14 protein-coding genes are annotated in these 13,042 nt (G+C 55.5%); 9 read left to right on the top strand and 5 right to left on the bottom strand.

All coding sequences use genetic code 11. From position 1 onward, the window contains the following. Positions 1-204: 204 nt before the first annotated feature. Positions 205-1,404 carry a tyrosine--tRNA ligase gene (tyrS, locus tag MOY_RS15205; protein WP_009101466.1) on the bottom strand — a complete coding sequence of 400 codons (1,200 nt, stop codon included), beginning with the start codon at positions 1,402-1,404 and terminating at the stop codon, positions 205-207. Positions 1,405-1,522: 118 nt separating this feature from the next. Here tyrS and MOY_RS15200 point away from each other — a divergent pair, with 118 nt between their 5' ends. Beyond that, positions 1,523-2,662 (top strand): anhydro-N-acetylmuramic acid kinase, encoded by a 1,140-nt coding sequence (locus MOY_RS15200; protein ID WP_009101464.1) that lies wholly within the window; start codon positions 1,523-1,525, stop codon positions 2,660-2,662. Between the two features lie 23 nt (positions 2,663-2,685). Here the strand turns inward: MOY_RS15200 and MOY_RS15195 are convergent, their stop codons facing one another. After that, positions 2,686-3,849, bottom strand: a complete 1,164-nt coding sequence (locus MOY_RS15195; protein WP_009101461.1) for a PilT/PilU family type 4a pilus ATPase — start codon at positions 3,847-3,849, stop codon at positions 2,686-2,688. A gap of 3 nt (positions 3,850-3,852) precedes the next feature. After that, positions 3,853-4,896 carry a type IV pilus twitching motility protein PilT gene (locus MOY_RS15190; RefSeq protein WP_009101459.1) on the bottom strand — a complete coding sequence of 348 codons (1,044 nt, stop codon included), beginning with the start codon at positions 4,894-4,896 and terminating at the stop codon, positions 3,853-3,855. 34 nt (positions 4,897-4,930) lie between these two features. On the opposite strand from MOY_RS15190, the gene MOY_RS15185 reads away from it, so the two are divergent. The 6 genes from MOY_RS15185 (at position 4,931) to MOY_RS15160 (ending at position 9,502) form a co-directional block, all read left to right on the top strand. Further along, positions 4,931-5,626 carry a YggS family pyridoxal phosphate-dependent enzyme gene (locus tag MOY_RS15185; RefSeq protein WP_009101456.1) on the top strand — a complete coding sequence of 232 codons (696 nt, stop codon included), beginning with the start codon at positions 4,931-4,933 and terminating at the stop codon, positions 5,624-5,626. A gap of 87 nt (positions 5,627-5,713) precedes the next feature. Next, positions 5,714-6,538: a pyrroline-5-carboxylate reductase gene (proC, locus tag MOY_RS15180; RefSeq protein WP_009101454.1), complete on the top strand. Its 825-nt coding sequence runs from the start codon at positions 5,714-5,716 to the stop codon at positions 6,536-6,538. A gap of 29 nt (positions 6,539-6,567) precedes the next feature. Next, positions 6,568-7,161, top strand: a complete 594-nt coding sequence (locus MOY_RS15175) for a YggT family protein (protein WP_009101452.1) — start codon at positions 6,568-6,570, stop codon at positions 7,159-7,161. Between the two features lie 66 nt (positions 7,162-7,227). Continuing rightward, complete coding sequence (gene metX / locus MOY_RS15170) at positions 7,228-8,424, top strand: homoserine O-succinyltransferase MetX (RefSeq protein ID WP_009101450.1); 1,197 nt, start codon at positions 7,228-7,230, stop codon at positions 8,422-8,424. After that, the gene (gene metW / locus MOY_RS15165; protein WP_009101448.1) at positions 8,424-9,017 is read left to right on the top strand and encodes a methionine biosynthesis protein MetW; all 594 of its coding nucleotides are present in this window, start codon (positions 8,424-8,426) and stop codon (positions 9,015-9,017) included. Before metX ends, metW begins: the two co-directional genes overlap by 1 nt. 35 nt (positions 9,018-9,052) lie before the next feature. Continuing rightward, positions 9,053-9,502 carry a DUF4426 domain-containing protein gene (locus tag MOY_RS15160; RefSeq protein ID WP_009101446.1) on the top strand — a complete coding sequence of 150 codons (450 nt, stop codon included), beginning with the start codon at positions 9,053-9,055 and terminating at the stop codon, positions 9,500-9,502. Between the two features lie 3 nt (positions 9,503-9,505). Here MOY_RS15160 and sfsA read toward each other — a convergent pair whose 3' ends face one another. Next, the gene (gene sfsA / locus MOY_RS15155) at positions 9,506-10,234 is read right to left on the bottom strand and encodes a DNA/RNA nuclease SfsA (RefSeq protein ID WP_009101444.1); all 729 of its coding nucleotides are present in this window, start codon (positions 10,232-10,234) and stop codon (positions 9,506-9,508) included. Next, complete coding sequence (locus MOY_RS15150; RefSeq protein WP_009101442.1) at positions 10,231-11,391, bottom strand: aminotransferase class I/II-fold pyridoxal phosphate-dependent enzyme; 1,161 nt, start codon at positions 11,389-11,391, stop codon at positions 10,231-10,233. Before MOY_RS15150 ends, sfsA begins: the two co-directional genes overlap by 4 nt. Before the next feature lie 213 nt (positions 11,392-11,604). Here MOY_RS15150 and dksA point away from each other — a divergent pair, with 213 nt between their 5' ends. Both dksA and gluQRS read left to right on the top strand, forming a co-directional pair. Then, a complete protein-coding gene (dksA, locus tag MOY_RS15145; RefSeq protein WP_009101440.1) occupies positions 11,605-12,042 on the top strand; it encodes an RNA polymerase-binding protein DksA in 438 nt (145 codons plus the stop codon). 99 nt (positions 12,043-12,141) lie between these two features. Then, a complete protein-coding gene (gene gluQRS / locus MOY_RS15140; protein ID WP_009101438.1) occupies positions 12,142-13,041 on the top strand; it encodes a tRNA glutamyl-Q(34) synthetase GluQRS in 900 nt (299 codons plus the stop codon). The last annotated feature ends 1 nt before the right edge of the window (position 13,042 follow it).

Raw genomic sequence — 13,042 nt, 5'->3', positions numbered from 1 at the left:
TCCTGGTGGTTGTCAACCGCTATTTTCAATGACTGGATTCAGCGAACGAGGCGAGCCATACAACCGCTCTAACCTACTGACAAACCGAAGGTTTTCACCTTCATTCACCGCTGGTAACGCTTGGCGTCCCCGGCAGCGGATGCGTACTTTACGGATTCGCTGCCGACTTGGCAAGGGCTTTAGAGAGAAAAATTATCAAAAAGTTCAAATAAGCGTCACACGGGCGTAACGCTTCTTGCCTGCCTGGATAACGTACACCTTATTAGTCGCCAACATTGTGTCTTGAGCAACCACCTCGCCATCCACTTTGACACTGCCGTTTTTCAGCATGTCTTTGGCCTGAGCGCTGTTCTTGGTGAGGCCAGAGCGGTTGAGCACTGCTGCAATGGGTGCCTGCTCACTACCTTCGAAATCTACTTCTACCTCAGGCAGGTCTTCCGGCAATTCACCGTCAGCCAGTTGGTTACCCGCCGACTTGTGGGCATTCGCAGCGGCTTCATCACCGTGATAGCGGGCAATTAGCTCGCGGGCCAGCTCCATTTTCACATCACGAGGGTTCGCCCCCTGCTCGACACTCTGCTTAAGCGTTTCTATCTCTTCGTTGGATTTCAAAGAGAGCAGCTCGAAGTAGCGCCACATCAAACTGTCAGGCATAGAGACGAGCTTATTGAACATCGACCCTGGCGTTTCATCGACACCGACATAGTTGCCCAATGACTTGGACATCTTCTGCACGCCGTCCAAGCCTTCAAGCAGCGGCATGGTAATAACGACCTGCGGCTCTTGACCAAAGTGCTTTTGAATTTCGCGGCCCATGAGTAGGTTGAATTTCTGGTCAGTACCACCCAGCTCCACGTCTGCCTCAAGGGCCACTGAGTCGTAGCCTTGCACGAGGGGGTAGAGAAATTCATGAATGGCAATTGGCTGATTAGCTTTATAGCGCTTTTCAAAATCATCGCGCTCAAGCATCCGAGCCACAGTGCTCTGCGCCGCTAACTCAATCATTTTGGCGGCAGTAAGTTCACCAAACCATTCAGCATTAAAACGCACCTCGGTTTTCTCAGGGTCGAGGATTTTAAACACCTGCTCTTTATACGTTTCCGCGTTGGCTTTTACATCGGCTTCGGTCAGCGGCTTACGCGTTACGTTTTTACCGGTAGGGTCGCCAATGCGCCCCGTAAAGTCACCAATGAGGAAGATAACCGTATGCCCCAGATCTTGGAACTGGCGCATTTTGGTCAATAAGACACTGTGCCCCAGGTGTAGATCAGGTGCGGTGGGGTCAAAGCCAGCCTTAATACGCAGCTTACGGCCAGAGGCCAGCTTCTTCTTCAGCTCGTCCTCAACCAGGATTTCGTGCGTACCCCGCGCTAGCAGCGCTAGCGTCTGATCCACCTCACTCATTGCCTCTCTCCACAAAATGCGCGCTCTTTTAAGAGCCGCCAGATGATAAATAGCCGACGATGTTACCATGCCCAACGGTCTTGGTTGAGCCTTCAAATCGTTTCAAATGAGTCACTTTATGAAAACACCCGTTGCTTCGCCGCGTTACTATATTGGCTTGATGTCAGGCACTAGCTTGGATGGTGTTGATGCGGCCCTCGTCGCCATCGCACCCGACTCACAGCCTAAGTTGATGGGTACCCATGCAGCACCTATGCCAGAAACATTGCGATCGTTGCTGCTAACGCTGTGTCACGCAGAGCACGTGAGTTTTGCCAAATTAGCAGAGGCAGAAGCTGCGTTTTGTCAACTTCAAGCAAACGCCGTGAAAGCACTACTGGCCCAGCAAAGCATGTCGCCCGACCAAGTCAGCGCCGTTGGCAGCCATGGGCAAACCATAGAGCACGCCCCCCATGGCCATCATGGCGGCCCTGCCTACACACTACAGCTTGATAACCCAAGCCTTTTAGCAGAATTAACCGACTGTACCGTTGTGGCTGACTTTCGCCGCCGCGATTTAGCCGCAGGCGGTCAGGCCGCGCCGCTCGCTCCCGCGTTCCATCAAGCACTCTTTGGTCGCCAAGCGGGTGAGCAGTTGATTTTAAACCTAGGTGGCTTTGCCAATATAACGTGGCTACCCAGCGACTCTGCCAAGCCCGTGGTCGGTTTTGATACAGGACCGGCGAATGTACTGCTAGATGCATGGTTCGCAAAGCACCACCCAGGGCGCTTTGATGACAACGGCAACTGGGCCGCCAGCGGCAACGTCGATAACGTCCTCTTGGAACGCTTGCTTCAAGAACCTTTCTTCCATCAGCCGCCGCCGCGCAGCACTGGCCGAGAGCTATTTCATTTACCGTGGCTGGAAAACCAGCTAACTGGAAACGAAGCGCCTCAAGATGTGCAGGCAACGCTGGCAGAGCTTACCGCCGTGAGCGTTGCACAGGGTATTCAGCAGCTGCCGCTAAGCCGCCAACGCACCACATTAATTACAGGCGGAGGGGGAGCGCATAATTCGTATTTAATGAAGCGGCTCGCGTATCACTTACCTAACGCAGCCCTTACGTCACCCAGCGCGTACGGCTGGCCAGAGGACTGGATTGAAGCCGGCGCCTTTGCCTGGCTTGCCCACCAGCGCCTGAACCATTTGCCGGGCAACTTACCATCCGTTACCGGCGCCAGCGGCCCGCGAGTACTGGGCGGCGTGTATGCGCGTTAAGGTTGCGTTACCCGTTTTGAGCATCAGTAATCATCCCCATCACGCAGCGCCAAATGGGGAGATATCTGCGCTGCCAACGGTGTGCCGCTGGCAGCCGCGTCGCCATGCTTAATCATCAGTCGTAAATCGTTTGCCGAGTCGGCATGGGCCAACGCTACCTGCTGGCTGATTTGCTCCGCTTGATAGAGCGCGTAGAGCGCTTGGTCGAAGGTTTGCATGCCTGCGTCTCGGGACGCTGCCATGGCCGACTTCAACTCGTCGATGCGGCCTTTGCGTATCAGATCCACCACGCGCGGTGACGAAAGCATAATCTCAATGGCCGCACAGCGACCGCCCTGCTGAGTAGGCAACAACTGCTGCGCCACCACCGCACGAAGGTTGAGCGATAAGTCCATCCGTATTTGCTCATGCCTTTCGTGAGGAAAGAAGTGGAGAATGCGCTCCAACGCTTGATTAGCATTGTTAGCGTGTAGCGTGGCAAGGCAAAGATGCCCTGTTTCAGCAAAGGTCAGCGCGTGCTCCATCGTTTCCCGGGTGCGCACCTCACCAATCAGAATCACGTCGGGCGCCTGGCGAAGCGTATTCTTGAGCGCCACTTCAAACGACTCTGTATCTACCCCCACCTCGCGCTGATTGACGATACCGCGCTGGTGCGGATGCAAATACTCAATAGGGTCTTCGATGGTGATGATATGCCCACCCACCGAGACGTTACGCTCTTGAATCATGGCTGCTAGCGTGGTCGATTTACCCGTGCCCGTTCCTCCCACCACCAGTACCAGCCCGCGCTTGGCGTTAGCGAGTTCAGCGAGCTGACTGGGCACACCCAGTGCCGTGAGTGTGGGAATTTCTTGAGCAATGCGGCGCACCACCATGGCAGGCTCATTACGCTGCTGAAAAGCGCTGACCCGAAAGCGGCCTTTTTGCTCAAGGCTTATGGCGAAATTCGCCTCGTGCTCTAACGCAAACCGCTCACGCTGCATATCGGGTATCGCATTGACCACCAGGCTGCGCACTTGGCTTGAGGAAAGCGGCTGCCGCCCCAGGGGCACTAACCCCTGGGGCGTTTTTAAGCTTGCCGGCGCGCCGACCGAAATCAGCAGGTCGGACGCCTGCTGCTCAACCATAATAGCCAGCAACTGATGCAACCACTGGGAGGCCGTCATACCGCTTTTGGGCTCGCTCATTACTTATTCATCCCCCAGTGAAAGCGTGCCTTTTGCCCGCGCCTGAGCGTCTTCCATACTCACCGCGCCCTCTTTTACTAGCCTTGCAAGCGACGCGTTTAAGGTTTGCATGCCCAAGTTTCCGCCGGTTTGAATGGCCGAATAAATCTGTGCCACTTTATCTCCACGGATTAAATTGCGAACAGCGGCGGTGGCAATCAATATTTCGTGAGCCGCTACGCGCCCGCCGCCTTGGCGTTTTAGCAACGTTTGCGACACAACGGCCTGTAGCGACTCCGACAGCATTGAGCGCACCATGGATTTCTCTTCCCCTGGGAAGACATCAATAATTCGGTCGATGGTCTTTGCTGCAGAAGTAGTATGCAGGGTTCCAAATACTAGATGGCCTGTTTCAGCAGCGGTTAGCGCTAAGCGCATTGTTTCGAGGTCGCGCAGCTCACCTACTAAAATAACGTCCGGGTCTTCACGCAGGGCGCTGCGTAATGCGCTGTTGAAACTACGCGTGTCCCGGTGCACTTCGCGCTGATTGATCAGGCAACGCTTACTGGCATGAACAAACTCCACCGGGTCTTCAATCGTTAAAATATGCTCAAAGCGGTGGTCGTTGATGTAGTCAATCATCGCGGCAAGCGTGGTGCTTTTACCCGACCCTGTTGGCCCGGTAACCAGTACCAAGCCACGGGGCAGCATGGCTAAGCGCTCGAACACCTCGCCTAGGCCCAGGGCCTGCATCGAAAGCACTTCATTAGGGATAGTACGAAAAACCGCCCCAGCACCTCGCGCCTGGTTAAACGCATTGACCCGAAAACGCGCCACTCCTGGCACGTCAAAAGAGAAGTCGGTTTCCAAGTGTTCTTCGTAGTCGCGGCGCTGCTGATCGTTCATGATGTCGTAGATCAACCGCCGGACTTCGCTGTTATCCATCGCCGGTACATTAAGCCGACGAATATCGCCATCAACACGTATCATGGGCGGCAAACCCGCAGAAAGGTGCAGGTCCGATGCATTCTGCTTTGCCGAGAATGCCAGCAGTTCGGTAATATCCATCTCTCTTTTCCCAGCTGCGGTAAGGTGCTTGAGTATGACAGACATCGCACTCCCCGAGTCACTCGCCACTGCGCGTGAGCGTCTGCACCGGGCGCTAAAAAACGCTGACCGCCTGCTTAACAGTGCGGCATTGCTAGCGGTGAGCAAAACCAAACCGGCCTCACTGATCCGGCAGGCTTGGCAGCTTGGTCAGCGGGAGTTTGGTGAAAACTACCTCCAAGAAGCGCTGGAAAAACAGGCCGAGCTAGCCGACTTAGACGATATCGTGTGGCATTTCATCGGCCCATTACAGTCCAATAAAACTCGGTCAGTGGCAGAAAACTTTGCCTGGATGCATAGCGTCGAGCGCTTAAAAATCGCCAAGCGCTTAAGTGAACAGCGTCCAGAGCATCTCGCACCGCTCAATATCTGCCTACAGGTTAATATCAGCCGTGAGGCGTCTAAATCAGGCGTTATGCCCGAAGAGGTCGCAGCACTGGCTCATGAGGTTGCTGCGCTACCACGGCTTCAGCTACGAGGCTTAATGGCAATTCCCGCCCCCGCTGATAGCCTCTCTGCGCAACGGGCACCCTTTGCGGAGCTGCACCAACTCCTCATAGAACTGCAATCCGCGCTGCCAGAGACGCCTCTGGACACGCTCTCCATGGGAATGAGCGATGATCTAGAAGCGGCCATTTTAGAGGGCGCCACTCTGGTACGCTTAGGAACGGCTATTTTTGGTGCCCGGTGAAGCGCTTAGTGCACTCTGATGGTACCAACCGTTACTCTTACAAACATTGCCGCTGAGTGCGGCCCCTTTTCAACACAGGATACCCCTATGGCGAGCAAGATCACCTTCATTGGCGCAGGCAATATGGCCGGAGCCATTATCGGCGGCCTTATCGAAAGCGGCGTTGCCCCTTCAGACATTACCGCAACAGCACCTAACGAGAGCGAGCTTGCCTCATTAAAGCAGCGCCTAGGGGTAAATACCCAGACCGATAATAACGCTGCGGTTAAAGATGCCGATGTGGTCGTACTCGCAGTTAAACCGCAAATTATGCGCAACGTTTGTGACGCCATGAGCGAAAGCGTGCAACAGCAAGCTCCACTGGTTATTTCAATTGCCGCTGGCCTTGATGCCGACACTATTAACCAATGGCTAGGCGGAAACACTGCGCTGGTGCGCTGCATGCCCAACACTCCGTCGCTCGTCGGCATAGGCGCAAGCGGCCTGTACGCCAACAAGGCTGTTAGCGATGCCCAGCGCACGCTGGCTACCCAACTTATGGAAGCGGTTGGCATTGTCGAGTGGGTGGAAGATGAACACCTGCTGGATGCGGTCACCGCTGTCTCTGGTAGCGCGCCGGCCTACTTCTTTTTAATGTTTGAGGCGATGGAAGAAGCCGCCGTCAAGCTTGGCCTGCCTGCTGCCACTGCACGACGCCTAGCCATCCAAACTGCTTTAGGTGCTGCCACTATGGCGCAGCAGAGTGACAAAGACCCCGCCACGCTTAAACAAAATGTGATGTCGCCGGGGGGCACTACCGAACGCGCCATACAACACATGGAAGATGCGCAGCTGCGCACCACCATTGCCGATGCCATGCAAGCCTGCGCCGACCGCGCCGAGGCAATGGCCAAGGAACTCAGCGCAAGCTAAGCAAAATTTAACGCAACGGAGACGCAGCCATGGGCAACCAAGTGGGTAGTGCCGGGTTAATGCTAGTGAACACCCTGATCAACATTTATTTATTCTTACTGATGCTGCGCTTTCTACTGCAGGCATCGCGAGCGGACTACTACAACCCGCTTAGCCAGTCGGTAGTCAAAATAACCCAGCCGGTTGTTGGCCTATTCCAAGGCTTTTTAGGCCCGGTGGGCGGGCGCTTTGATTTGGCAACGCTGGCGGCAGGCTTTGTGCTTAAAGTAGCCAGCATTATTGCCATCTTCATGGTGATTGGTATGGGTATGCCGCCCATCCCAGGGGTGTTAATTGCAGGCGTTGCCGCGCTGGCAAATGCTATTTTGAAGATTTACTTCTTTGCCATGATCGTAATGATCATCCTGAGCTGGGTAGCGCCCAACGCTAGCCACCCTGGCGCACTACTGGTAATGCAGCTGGTTGAGCCCATTATGGCGCCTGTGCGCAAAGTTATTCCGCCTCTGGGAATGATTGACCTATCGCCGATCATCGTATTCATCGCCATTAACATTATAGATGGCTTAGTGGTGGGGTCATTAATACGCGCTGCTGGCATGCCAGGGTCATTGGTAGGCCTTTAATTTTAACGCCAAGTTCAGCAGGACTTATTTTCAGCAGGACTTATTTTTGCAGGACTAGCGCTTTCGATGCCTGATTCAGACACTCTCGCGTTTAGCGAGCGGCCAGCAGACTCTGTTGGCCTTATCACGCCCCACGTCGCCAAGTTCGACACGCCGTTGTCGCTTGCCTGCGGCAAGGTGTTGCCAGAATACGAGCTTATTTATGAGACTTACGGCACGCTGAACGCCGAACGCACTAACGCGGTATTAATTTGCCATGCACTCTCAGGCCATCACCATGCAGCGGGATACCACAGCACCGATGACCGTAAACCTGGCTGGTGGGATGCTCACATTGGCCCTGGAAAATCCATCGACACCAACCGCTTTTTTGTGGTGTCGCTTAATAACTTAGGCGGCTGCCATGGCAGTACGGGGCCGGTGAGCCATAACCCGGAAACGGGCCGCCAATGGGGGCCAGACTTCCCTATGGTCACCGTCAGCGACTGGGTAGCCAGCCAAGCGCGCCTAGCCGACCGCCTTGGCATTAAGCGCTGGGCAGCGGCGGTGGGTGGCAGCCTAGGCGGCATGCAGGTGCTGCAGTGGGCGATTACCTACCCAGAACGCATTGCCAACGCCGTGGTAATTGCGGCGACGCCGCGGCTGTCTGCACAAAATATCGCCTTTAACGAGGTTGCCCGGCAAGCGATTCGCTCGGACCCTGAGTTTTTCGACGGCTGGTATGCCGAACACGACACTGTACCTAAGCGGGGCTTAAAACTGGCGCGTATGGTGGGGCATATCACCTATCTCTCAGAAGACGCCATGGGTAGCAAGTTTGGCCGCGACCTGCGCAGTAATGATCTGAATTTTGGCTTTGATGTTGAGTTTCAGGTGGAGTCCTATCTGCGCTATCAGGGCGATACTTTCTCTACCGCTTTTGACGCCAACACCTACCTGTTAATGACCAAGGCGTTGGATTACTTTGACCCCGCTGCCGCCCATGCAGGCGACTTAGCCAGCGCGCTAGCCCCTGCTCAATGCCCTTTCTTGATCGTTAGCTTTACCACCGACTGGCGCTTTCCGCCGTCTCGTTCCCGCGAATTAGTCGATTCCTTAACCCGCGCTGGCAAATCCGTCAGCTATGCCAATATCGAATCCCCTCACGGGCACGATGCTTTTTTACTCCCCGAACCGCGTTATCACGCCCTGTTCAGCGCCTTTATGGGTCGCGTTGCCCATGAGCTAGCGATCCATGAAACGACTGAAGAGGAGATACGATAATGCGCGCTGATTTAGAACTGATTTACGACTGGGTTCCCCAGGGGGCTCACGTATTAGACTTAGCCTGTGGCGATGGGCAGCTCCTGGAGAGTTTGGCGCAGGAAAAAAACGTCACTGGTTACGGGCTGGAAATCGACCCAGCAGGCATCACTCAGTGCGTTGCCCGTGGCGTTAACGTGATTGAGCATAACCTGGATGATGGCCTGGGTAGCTTTTGCGATAACAGCTATGATCAAGTCATCATGACTCAAGCGCTGCAGGCACTTCGGCGCCCCGATAAAATGCTTGATGAAATGCTACGGGTAGCAGAAGAGGGCATTATTACGTTTCCTAATTTTGCTTACTGGCGTCACCGCGTTCATCTTGGCTTGCGCGGCTACATGCCGGTTTCCAAGTCACTGCCTCACGCCTGGTACGACACCCCTAACATCCACTTATCAACCTTCAACGACTTTGAACACCTGTGCCGGGAAAAAGGGCTAGTGATTGTTGACCGTGCGGTGGGCGTTGGCGACCATCGAGGCCACTGGACATCCAAATGGTGGCCTAACTTATTCGGTGAAATCGCGATTTTCAGAGTACGTCGCCGCTAAGCGCGGCTTAGATAAAATAGCAGGAGGAGCTTGCCATGTTGCGCAGCCTACTACTCAGCGTCAGCTTAGCTGCAACACTAATGGTCACTACCAGCGCCAGCGCTGAGCAGTTCGTTCAGGTAGGTGACTACGAGATCCACTACAGCGCTGTAAGCACTAGCTTCCTGACACCGGACGTTGCTCAGGCACACAACATCCAGCGCAGCGCTAACCGCGGCCTGGTTAATGTAAGCGTACGTGAGCGTAGGGACGACGGCAGCACTCGCCCAGTGAGTGCGGGCATACAGGGTTATGTCAGCGGCCTTACCGGCACCCAAGAGCCGCTGAGCTTTCGCACCGTGCACGACGGGGATGCGACCTATCACTTAGCCCCGTTCACCATGCGTCATGACGAGGCCATGCGTTTTGAACTCGACGTGCGCTACGACCGTAATGAATCGCCTGAATCGGTCAACTTTATCCAGCGTTTCTATATCGAGCGGTAAGCCCTACAGCCGAACCGGTAGCCGCCGCGTTAAGCGCACCGCGACCGGTTTTTCGGCGCTCCACTGTAGCGTAATGCCATAGGCCAACACCTCTACCCCCGCCTTCACCGCCTTGGCTAGCGCTGCCGCATAAACAGGGTCGATATGGGCAGCCGGTGCTACATCGGCAATACCCTCATGGGCGACGCAAAATAGCAGCACTGCCCGCTCGCCCTGCTCAGCAAGCGCTGTTAGCGTATGCAAATGCTTGGTACCTCGAACGCTTACCGAGTCGGGAAAGTAGCCTTGACCATCGGCTTCTTTCAGCGTTACCTGCTTTACTTCGACATAGGCCACACCGCGTTCTGGGTCGTCCAGACGAAAATCGAGCCGAGCATCATCAACGTTCACTTCCCGCTTGAGCGTTTGATAGCCCGCCAGTGGCGTAATATCGCCTGCCTCAATCGCCGCTTCCACAATACGATTTGCCCGCCCGGTATGCACCGAGGCCAGCGCCGTGGTGCCATCTAACTGGGGCAACTCAATCCACTCCCAGGTCCAGGCCAGCTTGCGCTTTGGGTTGTCGCTGGGCGAAAGCCACACCCGACAGCCCGGCACATTGACGGCTTTCATTGAGCCAGTATTCGGGCAGTGGGCGACTACCTCTTGGCCACTTTCCAAACGTACATCCGCCAAAAAGCGCTTGTAGCGGCGCAGCAGTACGCCGGGCTCTAACCCCTCATAGGCGATCATAATCGACTCACAAAGCGGGCAATCCGCACCACAGCCTCCTCTAACCGCGCCACATCATTGGTGAAGGCAATGCGCACGTGGTGTTCACCGCCTTCAAGGGCAAAATCAATGCCAGGGGTAATAGCGACGTTTTCCTCTATCAGTAACCGCTCGCAAAACGCTTGGCTATCTCGGCTATAGCGGGAGATGTCTAGCCATAGATAAAATGCCCCTTGAGGAGGAAGATCGGGCGCTAGGCCCAGCTGCGCTAACCCATCAAGCAGCACTTGGCGGCGCTGCTTTAGCGTTGCACGGCGTGTTTCGAGAATGTCTCGGCATTCAGGCGTAAAGGCGGCAAGTGCGGCATGTTGGGAAGGCGTCGGCGCAGCCAGAAAAACGTTTTGCGCTAACCGGGTTAGCGGCTCTACCGCATGTTCCGGCGCCACCAGCCAGCCCAAGCGCCAGCCGGTCATGCCAAAGTATTTTGAAAAGCTGTTAACCACAAAGGCTTGATCAGAGAGCGATGTCGCAGACAACGGCGCATCGTCGTAATTTAAACCCTGATAAATCTCGTCAACGATGACCTCGCCACCTCTGGCCGCTACCGTTTTAAAGACGGCCGTTAGCGCTTCTGCTCCGAGCGTGTGGCCGGTGGGATTCGACGGGCTTGCCAGCATCGCCAGCCGCGTTTTCTCTTGCCAGTGTTTCTCAATCAGCGGGGCGTTCAACTGCCAGCCGCTCTGGCGACCTACCGGTATGGCATCCACCTCCGCCCCTGCCAAGGCCATAAAATGGCGATTACAGGGATAGTTGGGGTCAGCCATAAGAACCCGGTCGCCGGTTTCTACCAATAGCTGGCTGGCCAACAGCAGCGCGCCTGATGCTCCAGGGGTTACCAGAATACGCGAAGGATCAACGCTGGCATTGAAGTGCTCGGCGTAGTGGCCTGCAATGGCTTCGCGCAGCGTCGCTAAACCAGCCGCCGGTGTATAGCGTGTTTTGCCTGTGGCCAGGGCTTGCTGGCCCGCCGCCACAACAGGCTCAGGCGTCGCAAAATCAGGCTCCCCCACCTCCAAGTGAATCACATCATGGCCTTGGGCCTCGCGGGCCTGAGCCATCTCCAATAAGTGCATCACGCGAAAGGGTGCGACATGACTCACGCGGGAATTCCAGGCCATAGTGTCTCCTTCACCTTATGTCCATAAAAACGCAGTTATAAAGGCCCAGTAGAGAAGCATGGGCGAGGCCAAATAAACTGTAATACCTTAGTATAAGACCGATCATTATGCTTGCAACACGGTCAGTTTTCAGCTAAACAAGCATCCCTTTGGCGTGAGATCGTGACACACGCTCATGGTCGATCAGCAGTCACATACGTAAGGGGCACTCCCATGCCAGTAGCGGAAAAGAAACCGGAAGCGTCCAAGTCCTTTACCCCGTACGAGCCAGCGCCGGGTGAAGAGTATATGAACGAGAAGCAGCTTGCGCACTTTCGGCAGCTGCTCCTGGATTGGAAACAGGATCTCATGGAAGAGGTGGACCGTACTGTACGCCACCTGCAGGAAGACGCTAACAACTACGCCGACCCCGCTGACCGCGCTACCCAGGAAGAGGGCTTTAGCCTTGAACTGCGTACGCGGGACCGCGAGCGTAAGTTGCTGAAAAAGATTAACGAGACAATCGACAAAATCGATGAAGACGACTACGGCTTCTGTGAAGCGTGTGGCGTAGAAATCGGCATTCGTCGCCTTGAAGCTCGCCCCACGGCAACGCTGTGCGTTGATTGTAAAACACTGGCAGAGCTTAAAGAAAAACAGCTCGGCGGCTAATGTCGTCAGCGGTAATGCACTAGACGCTACAATAAAAGCCGGGCACCTTTAGGGTGCCCGTTTTTATTGGTCATTTAATTGAAATTGCTATTGGCACCCATGATACAGACCGCTTGCTACCGGGGGCGCTTTGCTCCCACGCCATCAGGGCCTCTCCACTTTGGCTCGTTAGTCGCAGCCTTAGGCAGCTTTCTAGATGCCCGAGCAGCGGGGGGAACGTGGCTAGTACGCATTGAGGACATCGACCCACCCCGCTGTCCAGCGGGCACCGACAGCACTATTCTGCGCCAGCTTGAAGCCTTTGGCCTGCACTGGGACGAAGAGGTAACGTGGCAACACAGCCGCCAGGCTGCCTATCAGCACGCATTAGACTGCTTGATGTCGCAGGGCTTGGCCTACCCCTGCAGCTGCTCACGTAAGCAGTGGCAAGCGTTCGCGATTTATCCTGGCTGGTGCCGCAACGGGCAGCGCGAGACCAACAAGCCCGTCGCCTGGCGACTACGCAGCGACTTAGCCAAACGCCCCATTACGTGGCACGACCGCTTATTTGGCCACCAGCAGTTCGATCCCGCCACACAGGGCGACGTGGTCTTAAAGCGTAAAGACAACCTCTGGGCCTACCAGCTTGCCGTCGTGGTGGACGATGCCGAGCAGGCGATTAGCGATGTCGTCAGGGGCTACGATCTGCTGGACAACACCCCTTGGCAAGGCCAACTACAAAAAGCACTTGGCTTACCGACACCGCGCTATCTCCACCTACCACTGATCGTGACGGATGAAGGCCAAAAGCTCTCTAAGCAGAATATGGCCCCCGCGTTGGCAGAGCGTGATGATGATATTCGTCGCCAGCTATTTCAAGCGCTTCAAGCGCTTGACCAAGCACCGCCCGCCGAGCTGGCCCAGGAAGCCCCTGAAACGCAGTTAAACTGGGCAATAGCACACTGGTCGATTGAGCAGTTAAGGCCTTTCCACCACCGTGCATTACCCTCGGAGCACTGAC

Origin of the sequence: Halomonas sp. GFAJ-1 (assembly GCF_000236625.2) — a bacterium.
In the GTDB taxonomy this organism is placed as follows: domain Bacteria; phylum Pseudomonadota; class Gammaproteobacteria; order Pseudomonadales; family Halomonadaceae; genus Vreelandella.
Note: the sequence above shows the minus strand (reverse complement) of the source record. Positions and strands in the feature narration are given on the sequence as shown.